This window comes from Prevotella marseillensis (assembly GCF_900625065.1).
In the GTDB taxonomy this organism is placed as follows: domain Bacteria; phylum Bacteroidota; class Bacteroidia; order Bacteroidales; family Bacteroidaceae; genus Prevotella; species Prevotella rara.
The window spans coordinates 1,146,991-1,170,994 of record NZ_UYXY01000001.1 but is presented as its reverse complement, the minus strand read 5'-3'; the positions used below and the strand labels follow the sequence as shown (position 1 = coordinate 1,170,994).

Below are 24,004 nucleotides of genomic sequence, written 5' to 3'. Positions count from 1 at the left end.
TACGAAAGCTAACAATCTCACATTGCTAAAAAAATGTTTAAATTAAAAGCAAAAACATGGTATGACAATAAACAAATTAAATGAATTTCCGTATATTTGCATAATATAGGATTTGACTCGGCAGTACAAAAATCCAAAACAAGTTTTTTGCTTTTTGCAATGCTCTCGCCTTTCGCTATATTTGCATAATATAGGATGCGGCTCGGCAATGCAAATTCAAAAAAAGTGTTTTTTGTTTTGCATTGCACTCGCCTTTCGCTATATTTGCACTGCGCAGGACTCGTCAGTTCACCGCACAAGACGCCAAAACGCAATATATAAAAGAGCTGATGCCAAATGTTTAAACCAACTTTACAAGCTATGCTTTCGGTAAGGCTTAATGCTGGTAAATTTAAACTAAGATAAAAGACTACAAGGCATATGACTTTAACTTCTTTAATAACAAAAGCACTCCCCTTCTTGTTGCTCTGCACAACATTCTTTTCATGTCGTGACGGAGGCAGAACTGAAAGTTTATTGCGCACGGCAGACAGCCTTATGGAAGAACATCCCGACAGCGCACTGACCATATTGAGGCGCGACTCGCTCGAGATATGCCGTTCGGGCAAAGACTATCGCTTATGGTACGCACTGTCGCGCACCGAAGCCGACGATAAATGCTATATCCTACATGTGTCAGACTCAACCATACGCGCTGCAGCAAACTATTATAATAGTCATGGCAGTGACTTTCAGCGCGTCCGTGCTAATTATCTTCTCGGCCGAGTCTATTGTGACATGCATCTTTATGGTCATGCCCTAACATCGTTCAACAAAGCAATTAAAGTGGAGTCTGAAAACGATTCTACTATAAATCGCTATAAAGCCCGTTCTGCCACATGGGCAGGATATGTCTATGAGGTGAAGGGCTTGCATAAAGATGCGTTGCGATATAATAAGTTGGCATACGGATATGCCAAGCAAGCCGGTGCGCAGGTTACAGAAGTTTATTCATTGAGAGATATTGGACGGTCGTACAGCTATCTCAAGCAGAACAACACGGCAATACCTTATTATCGGCAAGCTGCCAAAAAGGCAAAGGCTATTGGTGACGCGAACCTTTATAATATGGTTATGGAGGAACTGGCCGGTATATATATTGAAGAAGGTCAGCTTGATGACGCTTATTCGGCATTGAATACGCCCTTTCTTGCAACGACAGACAAAGACATATCGTCTCATTATTATGTTTGGGCATATTATTTTGAGCATACGGGACAACTTGATTCTGCCGTTGCATATAATAAACGTGGGATGAGTTACAGTAATAATACAGAAAAAAGAGATGCGTGTCTGGATATAATAAGAATCTTAAATAAGCAGGGCAAGCGTGACGAGGCAATGGAATATTACGATAAATATTCTGTGTATTCCGACTCTGTGACGGCAAGCGAGTTAAATGAAACATCAGATATGTTGTCACAGGTGGAGAAGAATATTGATATAGAGCGTAAAAATACTGTATTGGCAGAGACAAAGACAAATCTTACCATATTGCTTTCGGTAATTATCTTTACGGTGATAGTTGTGTCTTTAATTTTGATAAAACATTATTCTAATGTGAAAAAACGCATACGGGAACAGCAGGAACGTGCAAATAATTATTTAAGCCAGCTCCAAGAAACAGAAATGCAAAAAATGAAGCGTAATGAAGAGCGTATAGCACAATTGGAAACAGAATTATCTGTCTCGAACGAAAAACTTACTGAAATACGCAAGTCTTTAATGCGTAACGAGGCTGAGATGCTGGCTAAGCAGAATGAACATATGCTCTTTAAAGAAAAACATCGTGAGCTGCTGATAGCTGACTTGGCTGATACGGATGTATATAAATTGTATCACACTCCAAATGCCGTACCGTCTTCTGCTGATTATCACAGACTTGTTGAAGCCTTGAATAAGGCATACAACAATTTTACAAAACGCCTTAAAGAGTTTTATCCAGACATAAATGATAATGAAGTATGGATTTGCTGTATGGTGAAAGCAGGTCTTTCATCTAAAGAAATATGCAATATCTCACCTTATTCATATAGCTCTCTCGGCATGGCAAAGTCACGCTTATACTTTAAAATGTTTCAAAAAAAGGGAGGAGCAAAAGATCTTGACCATTTCATAAAAGAACTTTAGCGCTATTGTAAATAGCTGAAAATCAATAGATTGTAATTTTGTGAAGTTTTGTGAAGTGAAATATTATCATATATTTCGCTATTGTTTGTACTTTTGTATAAGTTGAATATGAAACTATGAAAAAGCCGTATCCTTATTATTTGCGATATGTGCAATCTTCGTTTTCGTAGCAATAATGCCTAATGGTTTGGCAGGAGATTCCGGATAAGGCATTATAATTAGTAATAGACTTATTTAAATTTTTGGTGGACAAAATATGATTATATTTAAGCTATTAATAACAATTACGCTGCTTGCGGCGGGTATATATTTTGATATACGTAAGAGAAGAAACGCTCTCGCATGTTTATTCTTTTACGTTTCTTTTCTCACAATGTTTGCCAACGTATTTGAGGATTTGACCAACTGGCATGAGCTGGCCGTAATAGCAACTTGCCTGCTGATATTCGCGGGGATATTGCTTATTGTGAGAAAAATAAATAACAAGTATAAAAGATAATTATAAGTTGCAGATTTTTTTATTGAAGAAATCTTAATGTTTTTCTTTAATAAAGTTATGTACATACTGAATGAATATAAGAATTTAAATATGGCATATAAATTGGTTATTTTGTTGTATTCCCTCATCAACTGCTTTACACTTTCAGCCCAGACAACTGACAGCGTGATAATGAGCATTGTTTATACATCTGAATACAACTACTCAAAATATAAGAAGCCTGACCGTTGTGATATGATGCGTCTTGATATAGGAAAGCACGCATCACACTTTTTCAGCGACTATTTTGAGCAGAAACTGGCAAAGATGGACAGCATGAATATGAGTGGAAGCATAAGCGTAAATACAATTAGCACAAAATTTCTTTCGGATCCTTTAACTTATATGCCTGACACGTACGGACAGACAATTCTGCAAGAAGTTATAAACCGGTTTGTTCCCAAAGCTAATGCTAAGGCGAAGTTGCATTTTCTAGAATACTATGACATAAATAAACAATATATATGTTCTTAACAGTCAACAGAAGTATGAGGTCATTGTAAATATGCCAGTGATTAGCTGTTGTCTACATGAATTTTTATCAGCCGTAAAAACATACTTATATGACAGATATTTCGTAATATCCTTTAAATAATTAATTTTATGAGAAAATACATCTTATTACTTTTGCTATTGAATTTTGCTGCGCTGTCGGCCGAGACAGCCGACAGCGTTATGCTGCACATCGTATATAATACAACTTATGCCACATACGGCAACGGACATAAGACCCATGACGTTATGGCATTGGATGTAGGACGTACCATGTCTCATTTTTACAGCGAGGCACAAAGGCTGCGTGACGAGCAGATGAAAAAGGTAAATGAAAGCAATCTGCCACTCGAGGTAGCCATAAACAACGCAAAGAACGTTGGCGGAGGAGGTTTGCAATGGCATGTATGCAAGCGCCCTTCAGGTGGTGACAGTATAACGTTTTATGATACGTTTGGGTTAGACGGAGTGAAATACACTGAAGCTGACAAACGGCTGCAGTGGAATATCGAAGATGGCGACACCACGATATGCGGATACAGCTGTGGCAAGGCATGGACGAATATAGGTGGAAGACGATGGACTGTATGGTTCACAGCAGACATTCCGGTAAGCGACGGTCCATGGAAACTGCGCGGACTGCCGGGACTCATACTCAAAGCTGTTGAATCCGATGGAATATATTCATTCTGCTGCACATCTATAACAAGCGGAAACGGAATGTTTGTGGAAATGCCTTCGGGAAATTATACAGATTGCACTTACGATGAATACAAAACGATTTATTATAAATATAACGACGACCCAATACAGTTTCTTGTCACCCGTACCGGCAACTCGCTGCCCATTCCCGGCAGTAAACGGAAGAGCGCGATAATATCAATAGACGAAAAACCGTTTACGCACTGATTACGTCCCTCTCTCTGCGCCTTTTGCGTTATGATATACATCTGTCGCGCTACAAAATTTAAAGTTTTAAGCATGTAAGGAGACAATGCCATGACAAATTGGATTGCAACTTAATGAAGAGAGGCTGATAATATGTTCATGCATTGCATAAAAATAATAAGCTAAGATATGAGAAAATTCATGATTACATTCTTGTTGTTGCCGTTTATGACGCTGTCTGCCTCCACAGCCGACAGTGTTCGACTTAGCGTAACATATCAGGCGCGATATGCTAACGCAGAAGGTGAAAACGAAGCTAAACAGGACGTGATGAAGCTTGACATTGGCAACAGTGCGTCACACTTTTATAGTTGGATGAACAGAATGAAAGAAGCCTTGATTGACAGCATGAATGCTACAGGACAGATAAACTTAGAGAAGATACGCAAGCAGGTTAAGCCATATCAGAGCGGGCAGGCGTATCACATTTATAAGAACATTCCGTCACAGGGAAGACTGGTGTATGTCGACAGGGTACTGATAGATTTCTTTAAATATGTAGAAGACATGCCACATATAGAATGGACTCTGACAGAGAGCGACAGCACCGTGGCTAGCTATAGATGCCAAAGCGCTGTGGGCGAATTGCGCGGACGTAGATGGCACGTATGGTTTACCGCCGACATACCCATAGCTGACGGCCCGTGGAAATTATGCGGCCTGCCTGGACTGATACTAAAGGCTGCTGACGAAACAAGAACATTCTCGTTTGTATGCACAGCCATAGAAAAAGGCGACGGGCGGCTGTTGGCGGTCGACAAGCAAAAGTATGTAGACTGTACTCCTCTGGAGCTGCAAGACATCTACAAGGAATATTTTGCCAACATAAAACTTTATATGGAAAAGGTAAACGGTGTTCCGTTCACCAAACATTATATGGAAACAGGAAACACTGAAGCATTGAGGAAAAAGCCGGTGAATCTGATGGAGACATACAGGCCTTAACCTTTCAGCCTCAGTAATGAAACCGCTTATGATTATATGAAAAATAAATTATACCCAATTATGAAAAAGATATTTGTCCTGATTTTACTTATGATTCCACTGCTGCTTAATGCCCAGACATTTACGGGCGTTGTTAAGGATGAGGGCGGCAAGCCGCTTCCAGGAGTTTCGGTTATGCTCAAAGGCACAACAGGACGCATAAGGGCATACGCCATAACAGCTAAGACGGGAGCCTTTACTCTGAAGTATGAAGGAGAAGACGGACAAACCGACTCGCTCGTATTCAGAAGTATGGGCTATGCCACAGTGACGCTGGCTGCAAAGACATATAAAGACGGACGGACAATAACCATGAGGGAAGAAGCTTTCGCGCTGAAAGAAGTGAAGGTGAAACCAGACAAGATAACACAGCGCGGCGACACGATAGACTATTTGGTTAGCAGTTTCCGGCAGAAAAACGACCGCTCGATAGCCGACGTCATATCACGTATGCCCGGAATGGAGGTCGGAAAAGACGGCAGCATAACATATCAGGGCAAAAGCATCAACAAGTTTTATATTGAAGGCATGGACCTCATGGGCAGCAAATATGGCGTAGCGAGCAACAACATAGATGCCGGCAAGGTGAAGAAGGTGCAGGTGATGGAGAATCATCAGCCAGTGAAGACACTTAAGAATGTAGTGTTCAGTGACCAGGCTGCGCTTAACATCGTGCTCGACGAGAAGGTGAAAGATATGTGGCAGGGCGAGATGTCGCTTGCCGGAGGCGCCACTCTGCAGGGAAAGACAGACGCATTGTATGACAGTCGGGCATTGGCAATGCTGTTTTCGCGCAAGATGCAGAGCATATCAATGTATAAATGCAACAATACAGGCAAGGACATAAGCAGCGAAGTTGGCTCATTGGCATCGCTCGAAGAGAGCGTGCTGACTGCGGGCGGACTGCTTTCGGGTATTGGTCTGGGCAGAACAGGACTTGACGAAAGCCGAACCATGTTTAACAACACACATATACTTGCCACCAACTGGCTGTTTAAGACGGCGGCAGACAACGACCTGCGACTTCAACTTACGGGGCTGTTCGACAAGAGTCTGGAGCGGCAGCAGTCGCAGACTGTTTATACCGACTTAGGCAGCGGAGCCGTGATAACACAGGACAACGACGCACGGGCATACCGTAACGAATATGAAGGCGAGCTGATGTATAAAGTGAATAAAGACAGGCTATATCTTGTAAACACCCTTAAAGGATATGCTGACTTTAACCGCAGCCTCGGTACATCTGTACTTAACGGACAGACAACGCAGCAGAGCGTAAGACCGCGTGAAAGATATGTGGCAGACAATCTGCGTTTCATTAAGAATTTTTCAGGAGGAAACAGTTTTTCGTTAAGTTCAGCTGCCGCTTATCATTATAAGCCCGGAACGCTGCTCATATCAGACGGATCGGCAGAGACACTCAACATAGGTCAGTTAGACTGGAAAACTTATACAAACTTCAGACACAGATTGTGGTTGCTGAATATTACATATACCGTAGGATTTGACCTGAAACGACAGAACATTGATGTAGAAAACGCAGTGAACACAGCCACCGATAAATATGATGAATATAGGGTTTACGTATCTCCCGACATAAGCATCAAGACACACGACGTAAGTATCAGTCTTAATGTGCCGATAAACTGGCGCTATCGCAGTCTTAATTCGCTGTCGGCACATAAGTTTACGGCAGACCCATCACTCTATTTCAGCTATGAGCCAACGGCTCGATGGCAACTTACTGCAGGCGGATCATATTCATGGATGCCGCAGGACGCACTGACATCCATGCCGACGCTGGTGTTCACCGACTATATAACAGCGCGTCGCGGCAACGGACAGCTTGACTATATTGACGCTTTTGTATTGAATGCCGCTGCAAGATACAAAAACGTGATAAGCGGATTTTTTGCCAATGGCGGAGTAGTTTACAGCCGTATGGGCAACATGTTGATGTATAAGGGTGAACTTGTAGATAATGTTTATTGCAGCACTCCGTCAGACCAACGCTCGTCCGTAAGCATGATTACGCTTAACGGCTCGGCAAGTAAGAACTTCGACTGGGCCGGTCTGTTACTTAAATTATCTGCACGTCAGACATGGAACAACTACAGCATGCTCATAAATGACTATGTGCAGCCATTCAGAATGGAAAGCAGCGAGATAAAGCTCAACATCTCTATTAAGCCTCTATATTGGCTTTCTGCCGACTTGACGTCTTCACTAAACCGTAACCATCAGACCAATCAGGAGAGTACAGACGGTTATGACGAAACATTATGTTATTTTACCCATAAACTGCGCACATATATCATGCCTGGCAACTGGATTATTGAGTTTGACAACGAGATGTATCACAGCAACGACGAATCGGTGTCGACAACATTGTTTTCCGACCTTTCGATAACATACAAGACACGACACATTGAGATAGGCGCAGCTTGTCATAACCTGTTTGGTAAAGATCTGTTTGAGCGCCGATATTTCACAGACACACAACGCATATATACATCCACCCGTCTACGTCCACGAGAAATATTGTTCAAGGTACGTTTCAGTTTGTAGTGACAGAATGACCGTAAAAATTCATAGCCTTGCTGGCTAAAAGAACAGAATCGTCATCAGAATTGAAACTGTATTTTTGCTTTATATAAAACGGATTTTAGTACTATTTTTCGCTAATAGAAAATAGAAATGCGGCTGAAAATATGGATGCGCAAAAAGGTAAAAATGTATATGAACTAATGACTGATTTGAAGTAAATGTGATGGTATCTGAAAAGATAAGAGGGTGAGGCTAAACAATCAGCCCCACCCTCTTATTTTTGTATTGCTCAATAATAACGAACTATCGGATAATAATTAATTGCTATTCGAACACCTCTTCAATACCTCCTGCGCTATAGTCATCAAACTCTGAAACACAGGGGTTGAAATCTTCAGGTATATCAAACTTCTCGTTAGGATCGTATCCCAGAGAACGGTCGGCAAACACCTTCTTCATGTAATACGCCCAGATAGGCAAAGCCATATTAGCGCCCTGTCCCATTCTGGTAGAGTCGAAATGAATGTCACGATCTTCACCGCCAACCCAACAGCCGCTTACCAAAGATGGCGTGAAACCCATAAACCAAGCATCGGCATTACGGTTGGTGGTACCAGTCTTGCCTCCCATATCACACTCAACCTTATACTTATATCTCATTCGGCTACCTGTACCACCATCCATCACAGCCTTAAGCATCTCGAGCATTTTATAAGCACTCTCTTCGCTTATCACCTCATTCATACGTGGCTGGAACGTAGCTATTACGTTGCCTTCGTTGTCCTCTATCTTTGAAACAAACATAGGCGAACAATGTATTCCATGATTTGCAAACGTAGTGTAAGCACTTACCATCTCACATACAGAGGCTTCATTAGGGCCAAGACAAAGTACAATAGACGGATATACGCCATAAGTGTTTATACCGAAATCACGCAATATACGCAAAAAATCCTGAGGATTAATACGACTCATCAAATACGCAGATATCCAGTTGTTCGACTGTGCAAGTCCCCATTTCAGAGTTACCATTTGTCCATATCTTGACCGACTGCCATTTCTTGGTGTCCAGTTGCCATAAGATCTCTGAACATTGGGTGCAACATCACAAGGCGACATACCGTTAGACATACTTAAAGCATAAAGGAACGGCTTTATCGTTGATCCCACCTGCCTGCGTCCCTGTGTAGCCATATCATAAGTAAAATGAGTAAAATCTACGCCTCCCACATAAGCCTTGACAGCACCATTATGCGGATCCATACTGACAAAACCAGAACGCAAGAATGATTTTATATAACGAATTGAATCGAGCGGTGTCATCACTGTATCTACATCACCATGATACGTGAATACGGACATCTCAACAGGTGTTCTAAATGCTTTTTGTATTTCACTTTCCGTAGCACCTTGCTCTTTCATAGCCCTATATCTCTCGCTCTGTCTTATTGACCTGTTCAGAATTCCTTTTACCTCAGCAGCAGTAAGAGCATTAGTAAACGGAGCGTTTGGCTTTGTTCTGTTCTCTTTCGTAAAAGCCGGCTGAAGATAATTCCCCACATGCTTCAATACGGCCTCCTCAGCATACTTCTGCATTCTGGAATCTATTGTTGTAAAAATCTTCAAACCATCTGTATACACATTATAAGGTTCACCATTCTTCTTATGATTCTTATTACACCAGCCATACAAAGGATCAGTCTCCCATGCCAAAGAATCAATTGTAAACTGAACCCTATTCCAAGATGGATAATTTTCCAACGTTGGTTTTTGAGCCATAATGTATTGTCTTAAAAACTCCCTAAAATAAGTTGCAATACCATCCTTATGGTCAACACGATGAAAATTAAGAGCCAAAGGCTCATCATGAGCTTTTTGATATTCTTCATTTGTAAGATATCCAGCTTTCAACATTTGCCCCAGAACAACATTACGGCGATCTGTACATCTTTCAGGATATCTTACAGGATTAAAATAAGAAGGATTCTTACACAAGCCAATAAGTGTGGCAGACTCTGTCAATGTAAGATTTTTAGGATCCTTGTCAAAATAAACATCAGCAGCGGTCTTGATGCCTACGGCATTATGAAGAAAGTCGAAATAATTAAGGTACATTGTTATTATTTCTTCTTTTGTATAAAAACGCTCAAGTTTCACAGCAATAACCCATTCTATTGGCTTCTGCAACAAACGTTCAAGTGTGCTTTTAGCTGTAGCTGAATAGAGTTGCTTTGCAAGTTGCTGGGTTATTGTTGAACCGCCACCTGCGCTTTTCTGTCCTAAAATTCCACGTTTTACAACAGCACGAGTTAATGCGATAAAATCTATGCCGGAATGATCGTAAAATCGTTCGTCTTCTGTAGCGACCAAAGCCTGAACCAGATAAGGCGAAATACCATCATAATCAACATGTACCCTATTTTCACGATTCATATTATATGTACCAAGAATCTTGCCGTCTACAGAATAAACCTGAGAGGCATATCGGCTAATAGGGTTTTGCAAATCTTCCAAATCTGGCATATAACCAATCCATCCAAACCATATGGAAGTAAAACTAACAGCCAAAAATACTATAACCGCACAAAGCGTTCCCCAAAGGATACGCACAAATGTTTTTCTCATTATTTATAATAAAAAACTAATTAGCTGCAAAAATACTATTTTTCTTTTGAAATATCAATCATAAATTAAAAATAATGCTTAACTTAGCGGTCGAATTAGAAACACTACATTAATGGGAAAACATAATTTTGTAACTATTGCTGATTTATCAAAGGAGAAAATTCTTTACATGATAAAGTTGGCACAAGAGTTTGAAAAACATCCTAACAGAGAAATTCTAAAAGGCAAGGTTGTAGCTACGCTTTTCTTTGAACCTTCTACACGTACTCGCCTAAGTTTTGAAACTGCAGCAAATAGACTTGGAGCACGTGTTATAGGATTTAGTGACGCGAAAGTAACAAGCGCGACTAAAGGAGAAACATTAAAGGATACGATATTAATGGTATCCAACTACGCCGATGCGATTGTAATGCGCCACTATATTGAAGGTGCTGCACAGTATGCAAGTGAAGTTGCCCCAATACCAATTATTAATGCTGGAGACGGTGCACACCAACACCCCTCACAATGTATGCTTGATTTATACTCAATATACAAGACGCAAGGCACACTTGAAAATCTGAATATATGTCTCGTTGGTGATTTGAAATACGGAAGAACTGTTCACTCTCTTATCATGGCAATGAGACACTTCAATCCAACGTTCCATTTCATTGCACCTAAGGAACTTGCAATGCCTAATGAATATAAAATTTATTGTAAAGAACATAATATAAAATATGTGGAACATACGGCATTCAACGAAAAAATAATAAACGAGGCCGATATTCTATATATGACACGAGTACAGAAAGAAAGATTCTCTGACTTAATGGAATATGAGAAAGTAAAAAATGTTTACATTCTAAAAAACGACATGCTCAATAACGCAAGGGATAACATGAAAATATTGCATCCGCTTCCACGTGTTAACGAAATAGAATATGAGGTTGACACAAATCCGCATGCATATTATATCCAGCAGGCACAAAACGGCCTTTATGCACGTGAGGCTATCATATGCGACGTACTAGGCTTGTCTATGGATGAAATCATTAACGACCCTACTATTATTAAATAAGCAGAACTTTATTAAGCCAGTAAACAATGAGCAAGAAAGAAAGATTGGTAGCAGCAATAGAAAATGGTACCGTCATTGACCATATACCTTCAGAAAAGACATACGAAGTGGCCAATATTTTAGGACTTCAGAATTTGAAAACTGTAGTTACTATAGGCTATAATTATCTGTCAAAGAAAATCGGACATAAAGGAATTATCAAAGTCGAGGACAAATTCTTCACAGATGAAGAAATCTCAAGACTTTCTGTTGTTGCTCCAAATGTCGTTCTCAACATCATACGCAACTATGAGGTTGTTGAGAAGAAAAAAGTCGTTACACCCAACGAACTTCAAGGAATCATCAAATGCAATAATCCTAAGTGTATTACAAATAATGAACCGATGAAAACCGTGTTCCATGTAATAGATAAAGAAAATGGCATTATTAAATGTCATTATTGCGACAAGGAACAAGATATTAATAAGGTTAAACTCGTATAAGTTATAGAATAATTATCTTGCATGCATCGATATTTTTTTATATTTTTGCATAACTATTAATAACCTAAACACAACATTCATATTAAAATCTATCGTATGGAAAGAGATCAAGTAATTTTCGACCTCATCGAAAGAGAACATCAAAGACAGTTAAAGGGAATGGAACTCATTGCCTCAGAGAACTTTGTAAGTGATGAAGTTATGCAGGCTATGGGCTCATACTTGACAAACAAGTATGCAGAAGGCCTTCCAGGAAAACGCTATTATGGCGGTTGCGGTGTGGTAGACGAAGTTGAAACACTGGCTATCGAACGCGTAAAAAAACTTTTTGGTGCAGAATTCGCAAATGTTCAGCCTCACTCTGGAGCACAGGCAAATGCTGCTGTTCTTTTAACTGTATTAAATCCAGGAGATACGTTCCTTGGGCTTAACCTTGCCCATGGAGGTCACTTGTCTCATGGCTCAAGTGTAAACACATCAGGTATATTATATAATGCTGTAGGATACAATCTCGACAAAGAAACTGGTCGCGTTGACTATGACGAGATGGAAAAACTGGCAATCGAGCATAAGCCCAAATTAATCATTGGCGGTGGTTCAGCATATAGCCGCGAATGGGATTACAAACGCATGCGTGAAATTGCAGACAAAGTAGGAGCAATTTTAATGGTTGACATGGCTCATCCTGCAGGTCTTATTGCCGCTGGTCTTTTGGATAATCCTGTTAAATATGCACATATTGTAACATCTACAACTCACAAAACACTACGTGGCCCAAGAGGCGGTATTATCCTTATGGGTAAAGACTTTGAGAATCCATGGGGTAAGAAGACACCTAAAGGTCAAATCAAGATGATGAGTCAGCTTCTTAACAGTGCTGTATTCCCTGGTACACAGGGCGGACCGCTGGAGCATGTAATAGCAGCAAAAGCAGTAGCATTTAATGAAGCACTACAACCAGAATTTAAAGAATGGGCTATGCAAGTTAAGAAAAATGCGACTGTACTTGCTGACGAACTCATTAAACGCGGCTTTACTATCGTAAGTGGAGGAACAGACAACCACTCTATGCTCGTTGACCTGCGTTCTAAATATCCTGATCTTACAGGAAAAGTTGCAGAAAGTGCATTAGTTGCTGCTGATATAACCGTAAATAAGAATATGGTTCCGTATGATACACGCAGTGCATTCCAAACATCAGGAATACGTCTTGGCACTCCTGCTATAACAACAAGAGGAGCAAAAGAAGACCTCATGGTTCTTATCGCAGACCTTATTGAAGAAGTTCTGAACAGTCCTGAAGATGAAAACGTAATTTCTTCAGTGCGTCAAAGAGTGAATGAAACAATGTCAAAATACCCACTTTTTGCATATTAATAAACAGAAAGTAATATATTATTATGGCATGCCTACATTACCTGAGGCATGCCATATTATTTATATTTACATTGACGACAAATAGATAAATAATATCCATATATAACACTAAAACGATAAGACTACCCAAATACAGAACAAAGCAAGATGTAAAATCGCACAATGATAGACCAAGAAAGGATTTTTAAATATTTTTATTACAACAACCAAACCAACAAACACAAAAAATTTGGAAGTTTAAATTATTTGTTATAATTTTGCAGCCGATTTAGTCCGTATAGGCTCAAACAAGCTATGACACGATGTCATACGCCTTACGGAAAAAACCGTTTAACATAATAAAATGTACGCAATTGTAGAAATTAACGGTCAGCAGTTTAAGGCAGAACAGGGCAAGAAACTGTTCGTTCACCACATGAAAGATGTGAAAGAAGGCCAGGCTGTTGAATTCGACAAGGTACTGCTTGTCGACAAAGAAGGTTCAGTACAGGTAGGTGCACCAACCGTAGACGGTGCAAAGGTAGTATGTGAAGTTGTAAATCCTCTTGTAAAAGGTGACAAAGTCATCGTTTTCAAGATGAAGCGCAGAAAAGATTACCGTAAGAAGAACGGACATCGTGCTCAATTCACTGAAGTACAAATCAAAGAAGTAATCGCTTAAATTTTAGGAGGAACAAGAAATGGCACATAAAAAAGGTGTAGGTAGTTCTAAGAACGGACGTGAGTCAGCTTCTCAAAGATTAGGCGTTAAGATTTGGGGTGGTCAGAAAGTAATTGCTGGTAACATTATTGTTCGTCAGCGTGGTACTAAGCACAACCCTGGCAAGAACGTAGGTATTGGTAAAGATGATACTCTTTATGCTTTGGTTGACGGCGTGGTTAATTTCCACAAGGGCCGCAGAGACAAGAGTGTTGTATCTGTAATACCTGAAGCAGAAGCTTAAACAAAAGAATTTTTAATTATTTATTCCAAACAAACACAAGAATCCCTTTTCTCACACGAGAATCGGGATTTTTGCTTTTTTTAGTCGCTACAAAAAATTTTTTTTGTAAATTTGCATCTGTTATTATAAAATATAAATTTGTATGCTTACACTAAAACTCATCAGTGAAGAAACTGAACGTGTAATTAAAGGGCTTGAGAAAAAACACTTTAATGGTGCCAAAGAGGCTATTGACAATGTCTTAGCATTGGATAAGACCAGACGTGAAACCCAGCAAAAGCTTGACAAAAATCTGCAGGAATGCAAATTGTTGTCAGCACAAATTGGCTCTCTAATGAAAGAAAAGAAAACAGACGAAGCCAATGCGATTAAAGAAAATGTATCCAAGCTAAAAGAAAGTGCCAAAAATCTTGAGCATCAATTAGATAAAACCCAAGAAAAACTGACAGAACTACTCTGTACAATCCCCAACATTCCAAACGACGATGTTCCGGAAGGTAAAGATGCATCAGATAATGTTATCGTAAAAGAAGGCGGACAAATACCCGACCTTCCAGAAGATGCTTTATGCCATTGGGATCTATGCAAAAAATTCAATTTAATAAACTTCGATTTAGGTGTAAAAATTACAGGAGCCGGATTCCCTATATATATAGGAAAGATGGCACGTTTTCAAAGAGCGCTCGAAGCATTTTTTCTTGAAGAAGCACGTAAAAGCGGATACTTGGAAATACAACCTCCATATGTAGTAAATGAAGCATCTGGATACGGAACAGGCCAGTTACCAGACAAGGAAGGTCAAATGTATCATTGCAATATGGACAATCTTTATCTTATTCCTACAGCAGAAGTTCCTGTAACCAATATATTCAGAAACGTCATATTGGACGAGAAAGATCTTCCAATCAAAAGATGTGCATATTCTGCATGTTTCAGACGTGAGGCTGGTTCATATGGTAAAGACGTGAGAGGACTTAACAGATTACATCAATTTGATAAGGTTGAAATTGTCCGCATAGATAAGCCAGAACATTCTTATGAATCACTTAATGAAATGCTTGCACATGTTGAAGGATTGTGTCAGAAACTAGAATTGCCATATCACATTTTACGTCTTTGTGGAGGCGACATGAGTTTTACATCAGCTATTTGCTATGACTTTGAAGTCTATAGCACTGCACAAAAGAAATGGCTCGAAGTTTCATCTGTCAGCAACTTCGAAAGTTATCAGGCTAATCGTCTAAAATGCCGCTATCGCAATTCTGAAACGAAAAAAACAGAACTGTGCCACACATTAAATGGCTCTGCATTAGCTTTACCTCGCATTGTAGCTACAATAATTGAAAACAATCAAACACCAGAAGGTATTAAAGTTCCCAAAGCGCTTATACCATACTGCGGATTCGATATGCTTGACAATAATAACTTTTAAATACAAGTCTATTGCAAAACCTAAATTTATGGTTTATGGTTTGCTACCATAAACCATAAATTATATAACACCTTAATTATTAAATACTACACCATAAAACAACAATGAACAAGATTATCCGTAAGGAACAATTCTCAGAGAAAGTATTTCTCTTTGAAGTAGAAGCGCCACTGATTGCAAAAAGCCGGAAAGCCGGTAATTTTGTGATCGTAAGAATTGGCGAAAATGGCGAACGTATGCCGCTCACAATTGCAGATGCAGACATAGAAAAAGGAACCATTACAATGGTTGTGCAAAAAGTAGGTCTGTCATCAATTAAGATGTGTAATCTGAACGTCGGAGATTATATCACAGACGTTGTTGGACCACTTGGAAATCCTACAGACATAAAAAAATTTGGAACCGTAATATGTGCAGGAGGCGGAGTTGGAGTTGCTCCAATGCTTCCTATTATAAAAGCATTAAAAGCAGCAGGCAATAGAGTTTTATCTGTAATTGCAGGACGAAACAAAGATTTAATTATACTTGAAAATGAAGTCCGAGAGAATAGTGATGAAACTATAATAATGACAGATGACGGGTCTTATGGGGAAAAAGGAGTCGTAACAGTCGGTATTGAAAAACTTATAAATCAAGAACATATTGATAAAGTTTTTGCTATCGGACCTCCTATTATGATGAAGTTTAGTTGCATGCTAACACAGAAATACAATATCCCAACAGATGTATCCCTAAATACAATCATGGTCGATGGTACTGGAATGTGTGGTGCATGTCGACTTACTATTGGTGGAAAGACAAAGTTTGTTTGCATTGACGGTCCTGAATTTGACGGAGCATTAGTTGACTGGGATGAAATGTTTAAACGCATGGGGACATTCAAACGTGCAGAACAAGAAGAACTAGAACATTTTGAAGAGCACCTAAATGCGACAAAACAAAGCAATGAGGATAAAGAAGAGCACCTAATTAGTGTAAACGACCAAATTACAGACGAACCTATAGACGTTTTGACAGACAGAAACTCAGAATGGCGTAAAGCTCTGCGTGCAACGATGAAACCCAAAGAGCGGACTGCCATTAAACGAGTAATAATGCCAGAATTAGATCCTTCTTATCGCTCTACCACAAGATATGAAGAAGTTAATAAGGGTTTGACAAAGGAGATGGCTATGACAGAGGCTAAAAGATGCCTTGACTGTGCCAAACCAACATGTATAGAAGGCTGTCCGGTTAATATCAATATTCCGTCATTCATCAAGAATATTGAACGAGGCCAGTTCTTAGCCGCTGCTAAAGTACTTAAAAACACCTCTGCCCTACCCGCTGTATGTGGACGTGTTTGTCCACAGGAAAAGCAGTGTGAAAGCCAATGTATACATCTCAAGATGAATGAACCTGCTGTTGCAATTGGATACCTTGAACGTTTTGCTGCAGATTATGAACGTGAAAGTGGACAGATCTCATTACCAGAAATAAGTTCTTCCAACGGTATTAAGATTGCTGTTGTCGGCTCTGGTCCTGCTGGACTAAGCTTTGCAGGGGACATGATAAAAAAGGGATATGAGGTGTATGTATTTGAAGCATTACATGAAATAGGTGGAGTGCTTAAATATGGTATACCAGAATTCCGTCTTCCAAACAAGATCGTCGATGTAGAAATTGACAACCTACGAAAAATGGGAGTTCATTTCCAAACAGACTGCATTATAGGAAAAACTATCAGTATAGAACAGCTTGAGAGTAATGGTTTTAAAGGCATCTTCGTCTGCTCTGGAGCCGGTTTGCCTAATTTTATGAACATACCCGGTGAAAATCTGATAAATATTATGTCATCTAATGAATACCTGACACGTGTAAACCTAATGGATGCAGCCAACCCAACGACCGACACACCTCTAAATATTGGCAAACATGTACTAGTTGTAGGTGGTGGAAATACTGCAATGGATTCATGTAGAACAGCTAAACGTTTAGGAGCAGACGTTACATTAGTATACAGACGTTCGGAAACAGAAATGCCAGCAAGATTAGAGGAAGTCAAACATGCAAAAGAAGAGGGAATTAATTTTATGTGCCTACATAATCCGATAGAATATATATCGGATGAAAATGGTGCTGTAAAGCAGGCTGTGTTACAAGTTATGACTTTAGGAGAGCCTGATGCGTCAGGAAGAAGAAGTCCTGTACCTATTGAAGGTAAAACAATCACAATAGACGTTGACCAAGTCATAGTAGCTATAGGTGTATCACCAAACCCGTTAGTACCGAAATCTATTAAAGATTTAACTCTCGGACGCAAAAATACCATAGTTGTAAATGATGAGATGCAAAGCTCGCGCCCAGAGATTTATGCAGGAGGTGATATTGTCAGAGGTGGAGCTACTGTAATATTGGCAATGGGTGACGGACGACGCGCAGCTCACAACATGGACAAACAACTCATGAAAGAAAATAAATAATGAATGGATTATATACAATCATATTACTCATACTAAGCAATGTGTTTATGACACTTGCTTGGTATGGGCATTTAAAACTTCAAGCATCAGGAATATCAGCAAAATGGCCCATGATAGGAGTTATTCTTTTTTCATGGGGTATTGCATTCTTTGAATATTGCTGTCAAGTTCCAGCAAATCGCATCGGATTCCAAGACAACGGAGGCCCCTTTAATCTTATACAACTTAAAGTTATTCAAGAATGTATAAGTTTAGGTGTATTCGCCGTAATAGCAAATATTCTGTTTCAGGGTCAAACACTGCATTGGAATCATGTACTTGCATTTTTACTAATAATATGTGCAGTATATCTTGTTTTTATGAAATAACAAATATTTCTAATCATAAGAACGATATATCATGCCTATTTTATCTGATAACGAAAAGCTTGAAAGAAAAATCATAAGTCGCTTTCAAAAAGCGATTTATGATTATAATCTTATTTGTGATAATGATAAGATTTTGATTGGAATATCTGGTGGTAAAGATTCCCTATGCCTAGTAGACTTAATCAGTAGAAGACTAAGAATTAATAAGCCTTCATTTGCAGCCGAAGCACTTCATATAAGAATGTCAAACATAAAATACGAATCAGATATATCCTATCTTAAAAACTTCACGGAAAGTAGAGGTATAAAGTTTAATGTTGTGACTACAGGATTTAATGCCATGACAGATAAAAGGAAATCACCATGTTTTCTATGTTCATGGAATCGCCGCAAGCAGTTGTTCACAATAGCTCAAGAACTTGGATGCAATAAAATAGCTTTAGGACATCACATGGATGACATAATTCATACAACTATGATGAATTTATATTTTCAAGGCAGTTTTTCAACCATGCCAGTACGCCTAAAAATGAGAAAAATGCCAATCACAATAATTCGTCCTTTATGTCTAGAAGAAGAAAAAGATATCAAGCAATATGCAATAAACAATAACTATAAAAAACAGATTAAATTATGTCCATATGAAACTGATTCACATAGAAATGATATCTGTTTGTTGTTTAATGAAGTTGAAAAAATGAATAATGAGGCAAGATATTCCATTTGGAACGCATTAGAAAAGAATGGAAAACTCATTGAAGAATAGCCTAATTTTAGTTAAACGAAAATTTCGCCATTCAAAAAAGACATTTATCCTTTCCACTTTCAAACAAATTACGCTATCTTTGCATATCGAGGTGTACTATATATCTCGTAAAAGCATTGTACTCATACAAAAAGGATTCCAAACAATATGTTTATCAAAATAAATAATAACCTTAAAAAACTAGTTAAAGTAATGTCAAATAAACGTTTCATATATTTTATACTGATTATTTTGGCAACAAATGTATCATTTAATGTCTTCGCGCAAAAATCAAGAACCACAAAAAAGGCAGCCACAACAAAAATAACATCAGAAGATCAGGCACAGATGTTATACGAAACGATGCTACCTTCAACAGAACAGATAATGATAATTGATAGTATTATTGCTGATAAAAATAATTTTTTGAACAAAATACCATTGACCAAAGAATCTGGGAGCGTGAATTCTTATAACAACTTTTGGAAAGTATCCGACCAAGCGCAATCGTACACATATATGAATGAATTTGGAAATAAAGTATATTTCTCAAAAAAAGATGAAACAGGCCATTTACGACTTTATACAGCAGATAAACTTAACGGAAAGTGGAACGATATAAGACGTATAACAGATTTTGATGATGAATTTACTGATATAAATAACCCATATATGATGTCAGACGGAATAACTTTATATTTCGCAGGTAAAAGCAAAGATAATTTAGGTGGCTATGACATATATGTAACTATGTATGATGCAGATTCTGCCCGTTTCTACAAACCAGAGAATATAGGTCTTCCATACAACTCAACAGGAAATGATTATTATTGCATAATAAACGAATTTGATTCTATTGGATGGCTTGTTACAGACAGAAGACAACCTGAAGGTAAGGTTTGTATATATACATTTGTTCCGTCAACATCACGTACTATATACGATGACGTTAATATGGATGATAACAAATTGAAAGATCTTGCAGATATCAAAAGTATACAAGCGACATGGACAGATGCAAAAAAACTTAAAGATGCTAGAAATAGGCTGTCCAAACTTATTAAGCGGAAAACGGAAAGTGAAAACAAGAATATCTCATTTATCGTAAATGATAATACAGTATATACTAGTCCTACAGACTTTAAATCAGTAGCAAATCAAAAACGTTTTTTGCAATTATGCGAAATGAAACAAAAAATAAAATATACAGAATTACAACTTGAAACATATAGGAAAAGATATACGACAAATAAGAATAAAGCATTAGGTAAAGAAATTAGAGATATAGAATACCAGCTTGAGAAACTTCACAAATATACCCAAACATTAGAAAAAGAAATAAGAAATACTGAAAACATTGCAATTAATGAACAATAAAATATAGGAGGAAAAATATATGGGAAAACGATATTTTGAAGAGTCTGAATTAATAATTAATCCAGATGGTAGTGTATTTCATCTTCATGTAAGACCCGAGGACCTTGCAGATAAGGTTATTCTTGTTGGAGATCCAGGAAGAGTTGAATTAGTAGCTTCACATTTTGACACAAAAGAATGTAATATTGAAAGTAGGGAATTTCATACAATAACCGGAACATATAATGGCAAACGAATAATGGTCACATCAACAGGTATTGGCTGTGACAACATTGACATTGTAATGAACGAAATCGATGCACTTGCAAATATTGATTTCAATACACGTACAGAAAAAGAAAAAATACGACAGTTAGATATTGTTAGAATAGGTACATGCGGAGGTTTACAACCATACACACCTGTTGGAACTTTTATTTGTTCAGAAAAATCAATTGGATTTGATGGACTCTTAAACTTCTATGAAGGGCGTAATGCCGTGTGTGATCTTGCAATGGAAAGAGCACTTTTAAATCATCTTGGTTGGACAGGAAATATGTGTGCACCTGCTCCGTATATAATAGATGCAGATTCTGAGCTTGTTGAACGCATAGCTGATAAGGATATGGTTAGAGGTGTAACTATTGCCTGCGGTGGTTTCTTTGGGCCACAAGGTCGTCAATTACGCATTCCATTGACTGATCCAAAACAAAATGAAAAGATAGAAAAGTTTGAATATAATGGCTTAAAAATAACAAACTTTGAAATGGAAAGTTCCGCTCTTGCAGGACTCGCTCGCCTTATGGGACATAAAGCAACAACATGCTGCATGGTTATTGCTAATCGTGTTGCAAAAGAAGCAAATACTGGTTATAAAAATCAAATTGATGATTTAATAAAAATTGTTCTTAATCGCATATGATATATGCATTACATTCAAAAATGAAACAATTATTATTAGTCTGTATGATGCTGTGCTATAGTCAATATTTATTAGCACAATACGACTTTATTCGACCTGTAAAAGATTCAATACCCGGAGGATATAATTTCTGGGTATATACCCCACTCGACTATTATTATACGCTTGAGAATACACCAGTAATAATTTTCTTACACGGCCAAAGTTTATGTGGAAATGACCTTAATAAAGTAAGGCGATATGGACCATTAGATGCAATAGTTAAAGGCAGACAAATTGATGCATTAGTTATTGTTCCACAAAACCCTGGCGGTTCATGGAATCCGTACAAAATAAATCAAGTTTTAGAATGGACAAAAAATAATTATTCAATGGACTCTACACGCGTATATGTAATTGGAATGAGTCTTGGTGGATACGGAACGCTTGATTTTACCGGAACTTATCCAAATAAAGTTGCTGCAGCTATGGCGCTTTGCGGTGGATGTACGCTCAAAGACAAAACTGGTTTAGGAAAGGTACCATTATGGATAATACATGGTACTGCTGACAGAGCAGTATCAATAAAAGAATCAAAAGTCGTTGTCGACGAATTAAAACAAACAAATAATGACAAAAGACTTAAATTTGACTGGCTAAAAGGTGCTTCACACGGGGCATTAGCACGAATATTATATATGAATAAAACATATGAATGGCTCTTCTCACATTCTATTTTAGATAAAGACCGACCTGTTAATAATGACATTGATATTGTAAAGTCTGATTTATCAAAAGCATATCAAGATATGATATCAGGTTCACCAGACCCTGAAGTTGTATATGACAAAACCATTTATTAGAAAATGCCCTTGACGTCCCTAAAAAAGCCCTTTTTGCGAGATATTGTTCAAACACAGTATCTCGCATATTTTTTGATGCATGCAACAAAGAGCTTTCATGGTTCTTTTGAAGTTATAAGCCGCTGCTACCAGAAGAACGTGATACCATCTCAAAAAGTGTGTCTGATAGTCAGTAAAAAAGGGCCGCCCCTTGCGTGTCAGCCCCGAAGTTTGTAATTTAGGAGTGACCAAACCACTAAATATACAAACTATGCACTTCACGAAACTACAAATTTCTGAGCTCATGCGCAAGCATGCAGAGAAAGAAAATGGTCTACACGACCTGATGGAAATCATGCCTGAAAGCATGATGGTAGCAGAACGGAGTGAGTTTCTGCATGAAAATCCTCAAAATATGGGCAATGGCTATCGTTTTGGACATGCCTATGGCCAAGGAAGAAAATTGGAATTCCGTATTCCCCGCGACCGTTATGGCAACTTTCATCCCCGGATACTTGCCATTCTTCGCAATCAGGAAGAGGAATGTGACCGGTTGGCTGGAGTCTTATATACCAAAGGGCTGACGCAGGAACAGGTCGGAGATGTCTTTGAGCAGATTTACGGCCAGCACTATTCCAAGTCCAGCATCAGCCGGATGGTAGACAGCGTTCGTACCCAGGTAAACGCCTGGCTGGAGCGCAGTCTTGAGAGTTACTACCCGGTCATGTTCGTAGACTGTGTGCATATTAAGATTCACCGTAAACGTTCGGTATCCAGTGAAGCGTTCTATGTCGCATTGGCCGTTACAGAGGAAGGCCGCCGTGATGTGCTGGCTATATTCAATATTCCTACAGAGAGCGCAACAGGATGGAGTGATATCTTTGACACTTTAAAAGAAAGGGGCGTCCAAAAGATTGGGCTCATGGTTGCAGACGGTATTAAGGGTCTTGATGTCGTTGTGGGAGAGAAATTCCCCGGTACTCCGCTTCAGAGATGCGTAACCCATCTCAAACGCAATATGTTTGCCAAGGTCAGTCATGGAGACAAGGGTGCTTTGGCTTCTGACCTGCGTGATATCTTCCGTACCGGACAGCGCGATTACACCATTGAGATGGGCATGGAAGAAATGGCAGGATATGTGTGAGAGGTGGGGTAAAGACTACCGGGCATTCAAACTCATGCGTAACAACGCCGACTACAAGGCATACATGACTTACTTGAACTATGCTCCGGAGATTCAGTCCATGATATATACCACTAATTGGATTGAGCGCCTCAACCGGGACTTCAGGAGAGTGACCAGAATGCGTACAGCCATGCCTAACGAAGAATCTGTACTGACGCTCATGGGTAGTGTCGCCATGGAACACAAGGCTTTTGACCGGCTGCTACCCAACATAACCTGCGACAAGACTCTGTTTCCGGACTAATGGAATAGTTCTTTTAGCAGAAAAGCCTGCCTGAAAGCAAAAAAGGAGTCGCCACCATGACGACTCCAGGATAGTTCTTGCTATCAGTATAGGCCTAGCCATGTTGCTGACGGGGTGCTCCTCTGCAGAACCCGTTCCTCGTCCAGATACAACATAAAATTCACTTTTTTGATATGAAATACAAAATTGTCTGTTAACTTTGCATCATCACTTCTAAGGCAAACTTGCATCAGACACACTCAGTGAAACACTACACTTTTTTTAATCATAAAATCTGCAAGTTTATTACCCTAAAGATAAGA

19 protein-coding genes and 1 pseudogene are annotated in these 24,004 nt (G+C 38.9%); 18 read left to right on the top strand and 2 right to left on the bottom strand.

Annotation, left to right across the window (positions count from 1 at the left end; genetic code table 11):
- Window positions 1–17 precede the first annotated feature (17 nt).
- On the bottom strand, window positions 18–524 hold the full coding sequence (locus tag EJL04_RS04970; protein ID WP_125104262.1) for a hypothetical protein: 507 nt from the start codon (window positions 522–524) through the stop codon (window positions 18–20).
- Window positions 525–537: 13 nt separating this feature from the next.
- Here EJL04_RS04970 and EJL04_RS04965 point away from each other — a divergent pair, with 13 nt between their 5' ends.
- The 5 genes from EJL04_RS04965 to EJL04_RS04945 all read left to right on the top strand — a co-directional run bounded on the left by EJL04_RS04965 (window position 538) and on the right by EJL04_RS04945 (window position 7,699).
- Entirely contained in the window at window positions 538–2,169 is a 1,632-nt protein-coding gene (locus EJL04_RS04965; RefSeq protein WP_125104261.1) for a hypothetical protein, read from the top strand.
- Window positions 2,170–2,758: 589 nt separating this feature from the next.
- Window positions 2,759–3,181, top strand: coding sequence for a hypothetical protein (locus EJL04_RS04960; RefSeq protein ID WP_125104260.1), 423 nt, complete (start codon window positions 2,759–2,761; stop codon window positions 3,179–3,181).
- Between the two features lie 129 nt (window positions 3,182–3,310).
- On the top strand, window positions 3,311–4,108 hold the full coding sequence (locus EJL04_RS04955; RefSeq protein ID WP_125104259.1) for a GLPGLI family protein: 798 nt from the start codon (window positions 3,311–3,313) through the stop codon (window positions 4,106–4,108).
- A gap of 168 nt (window positions 4,109–4,276) precedes the next feature.
- Window positions 4,277–5,092 carry a GLPGLI family protein gene (locus EJL04_RS04950; RefSeq protein ID WP_125104258.1) on the top strand — a complete coding sequence of 272 codons (816 nt, stop codon included), beginning with the start codon at window positions 4,277–4,279 and terminating at the stop codon, window positions 5,090–5,092.
- Window positions 5,093–5,152: 60 nt separating this feature from the next.
- Entirely contained in the window at window positions 5,153–7,699 is a 2,547-nt protein-coding gene (locus tag EJL04_RS04945) for a carboxypeptidase-like regulatory domain-containing protein (protein ID WP_164511722.1), read from the top strand.
- A gap of 303 nt (window positions 7,700–8,002) precedes the next feature.
- On the opposite strand, the gene EJL04_RS04940 is transcribed toward EJL04_RS04945, so the two are convergent.
- Window positions 8,003–10,303: a transglycosylase domain-containing protein gene (locus EJL04_RS04940; RefSeq protein WP_125104256.1), complete on the bottom strand. Its 2,301-nt coding sequence runs from the start codon at window positions 10,301–10,303 to the stop codon at window positions 8,003–8,005.
- A 112-nt stretch (window positions 10,304–10,415) separates the two neighbouring features.
- Here EJL04_RS04940 and pyrB point away from each other — a divergent pair, with 112 nt between their 5' ends.
- The 13 genes and pseudogenes from pyrB (at window position 10,416) to EJL04_RS04875 (ending at window position 23,702) form a co-directional block, all read left to right on the top strand.
- On the top strand, window positions 10,416–11,363 hold the full coding sequence (pyrB, locus tag EJL04_RS04935) for an aspartate carbamoyltransferase (RefSeq protein WP_125104255.1): 948 nt from the start codon (window positions 10,416–10,418) through the stop codon (window positions 11,361–11,363).
- 26 nt (window positions 11,364–11,389) lie between these two features.
- Complete coding sequence (gene pyrI / locus EJL04_RS04930; RefSeq protein ID WP_021854339.1) at window positions 11,390–11,845, top strand: aspartate carbamoyltransferase regulatory subunit; 456 nt, start codon at window positions 11,390–11,392, stop codon at window positions 11,843–11,845.
- A gap of 96 nt (window positions 11,846–11,941) precedes the next feature.
- A complete protein-coding gene (gene glyA / locus EJL04_RS04925) occupies window positions 11,942–13,222 on the top strand; it encodes a serine hydroxymethyltransferase (RefSeq protein ID WP_021854338.1) in 1,281 nt (426 codons plus the stop codon).
- Between the two features lie 343 nt (window positions 13,223–13,565).
- On the top strand, window positions 13,566–13,883 hold the full coding sequence (gene rplU / locus EJL04_RS04920; RefSeq protein ID WP_021854337.1) for a 50S ribosomal protein L21: 318 nt from the start codon (window positions 13,566–13,568) through the stop codon (window positions 13,881–13,883).
- A 19-nt stretch (window positions 13,884–13,902) separates the two neighbouring features.
- Window positions 13,903–14,166, top strand: a complete 264-nt coding sequence (gene rpmA / locus EJL04_RS04915) for a 50S ribosomal protein L27 (protein ID WP_021854336.1) — start codon at window positions 13,903–13,905, stop codon at window positions 14,164–14,166.
- A gap of 142 nt (window positions 14,167–14,308) precedes the next feature.
- A complete protein-coding gene (serS, locus tag EJL04_RS04910; RefSeq protein WP_125104254.1) occupies window positions 14,309–15,598 on the top strand; it encodes a serine--tRNA ligase in 1,290 nt (429 codons plus the stop codon).
- Between the two features lie 104 nt (window positions 15,599–15,702).
- Window positions 15,703–18,060 carry a bifunctional dihydroorotate dehydrogenase B NAD binding subunit/NADPH-dependent glutamate synthase gene (locus tag EJL04_RS04905; protein ID WP_125104253.1) on the top strand — a complete coding sequence of 786 codons (2,358 nt, stop codon included), beginning with the start codon at window positions 15,703–15,705 and terminating at the stop codon, window positions 18,058–18,060.
- Window positions 18,060–18,428: a DMT family protein gene (locus EJL04_RS04900; protein ID WP_021854333.1), complete on the top strand. Its 369-nt coding sequence runs from the start codon at window positions 18,060–18,062 to the stop codon at window positions 18,426–18,428. The genes EJL04_RS04905 and EJL04_RS04900 overlap by 1 nt, the downstream gene beginning before the upstream one ends.
- Before the next feature lie 31 nt (window positions 18,429–18,459).
- Complete coding sequence (locus EJL04_RS04895; protein WP_021854332.1) at window positions 18,460–19,194, top strand: PP-loop family protein; 735 nt, start codon at window positions 18,460–18,462, stop codon at window positions 19,192–19,194.
- A 147-nt stretch (window positions 19,195–19,341) separates the two neighbouring features.
- Window positions 19,342–20,550, top strand: a complete 1,209-nt coding sequence (locus EJL04_RS04890; RefSeq protein WP_125104252.1) for a hypothetical protein — start codon at window positions 19,342–19,344, stop codon at window positions 20,548–20,550.
- 19 nt (window positions 20,551–20,569) lie between these two features.
- Window positions 20,570–21,451, top strand: coding sequence for a nucleoside phosphorylase (locus EJL04_RS04885; protein ID WP_021854330.1), 882 nt, complete (start codon window positions 20,570–20,572; stop codon window positions 21,449–21,451).
- Window positions 21,452–21,471: 20 nt separating this feature from the next.
- Window positions 21,472–22,293, top strand: a complete 822-nt coding sequence (locus EJL04_RS04880; protein WP_125104251.1) for a carboxylesterase family protein — start codon at window positions 21,472–21,474, stop codon at window positions 22,291–22,293.
- Window positions 22,294–22,543: 250 nt separating this feature from the next.
- Window positions 22,544–23,702: pseudogene (locus tag EJL04_RS04875) on the top strand (IS256 family transposase).
- The last annotated feature ends 302 nt before the right edge of the window (window positions 23,703–24,004 follow it).

Excerpts from the sequence above, each read along its gene's own strand:
- rpmA (WP_021854336.1), top strand. The coding sequence starts at position 13,903 with ATGGCACATAAAAAAGGTGTAGGTAGTTCTAAGAACGGACGTGAGTCA.
- EJL04_RS04955 (WP_125104259.1), top strand. The coding sequence starts at position 3,311 with ATGAGAAAATACATCTTATTACTTTTGCTATTGAATTTTGCTGCGCTG.
- EJL04_RS04905 (WP_125104253.1), top strand. The coding sequence starts at position 15,703 with ATGAACAAGATTATCCGTAAGGAACAATTCTCAGAGAAAGTATTTCTC.
- EJL04_RS04895 (WP_021854332.1), top strand. The coding sequence starts at position 18,460 with ATGCCTATTTTATCTGATAACGAAAAGCTTGAAAGAAAAATCATAAGT.
- pyrI (WP_021854339.1), top strand. The coding sequence starts at position 11,390 with ATGAGCAAGAAAGAAAGATTGGTAGCAGCAATAGAAAATGGTACCGTC.
- serS (WP_125104254.1), top strand. The coding sequence starts at position 14,309 with ATGCTTACACTAAAACTCATCAGTGAAGAAACTGAACGTGTAATTAAA.
- EJL04_RS04965 (WP_125104261.1), top strand. The coding sequence starts at position 538 with ATGGAAGAACATCCCGACAGCGCACTGACCATATTGAGGCGCGACTCG.
- EJL04_RS04950 (WP_125104258.1), top strand. The coding sequence starts at position 4,277 with ATGAGAAAATTCATGATTACATTCTTGTTGTTGCCGTTTATGACGCTG.
- EJL04_RS04885 (WP_021854330.1), top strand. The coding sequence starts at position 20,570 with ATGGGAAAACGATATTTTGAAGAGTCTGAATTAATAATTAATCCAGAT.
- pyrB (WP_125104255.1), top strand. The coding sequence starts at position 10,416 with ATGGGAAAACATAATTTTGTAACTATTGCTGATTTATCAAAGGAGAAA.
- glyA (WP_021854338.1), top strand. The coding sequence starts at position 11,942 with ATGGAAAGAGATCAAGTAATTTTCGACCTCATCGAAAGAGAACATCAA.
- EJL04_RS04880 (WP_125104251.1), top strand. The coding sequence starts at position 21,472 with ATGAAACAATTATTATTAGTCTGTATGATGCTGTGCTATAGTCAATAT.
- EJL04_RS04890 (WP_125104252.1), top strand. The coding sequence starts at position 19,342 with ATGTTTATCAAAATAAATAATAACCTTAAAAAACTAGTTAAAGTAATG.
- EJL04_RS04945 (WP_164511722.1), top strand. The coding sequence starts at position 5,153 with ATGAAAAAGATATTTGTCCTGATTTTACTTATGATTCCACTGCTGCTT.
- rplU (WP_021854337.1), top strand. The coding sequence starts at position 13,566 with ATGTACGCAATTGTAGAAATTAACGGTCAGCAGTTTAAGGCAGAACAG.
- EJL04_RS04960 (WP_125104260.1), top strand. The coding sequence starts at position 2,759 with ATGGCATATAAATTGGTTATTTTGTTGTATTCCCTCATCAACTGCTTT.
- EJL04_RS04900 (WP_021854333.1), top strand. The coding sequence starts at position 18,060 with ATGAATGGATTATATACAATCATATTACTCATACTAAGCAATGTGTTT.
- EJL04_RS04940 (WP_125104256.1), bottom strand. The coding sequence starts at position 10,303 with ATGAGAAAAACATTTGTGCGTATCCTTTGGGGAACGCTTTGTGCGGTT.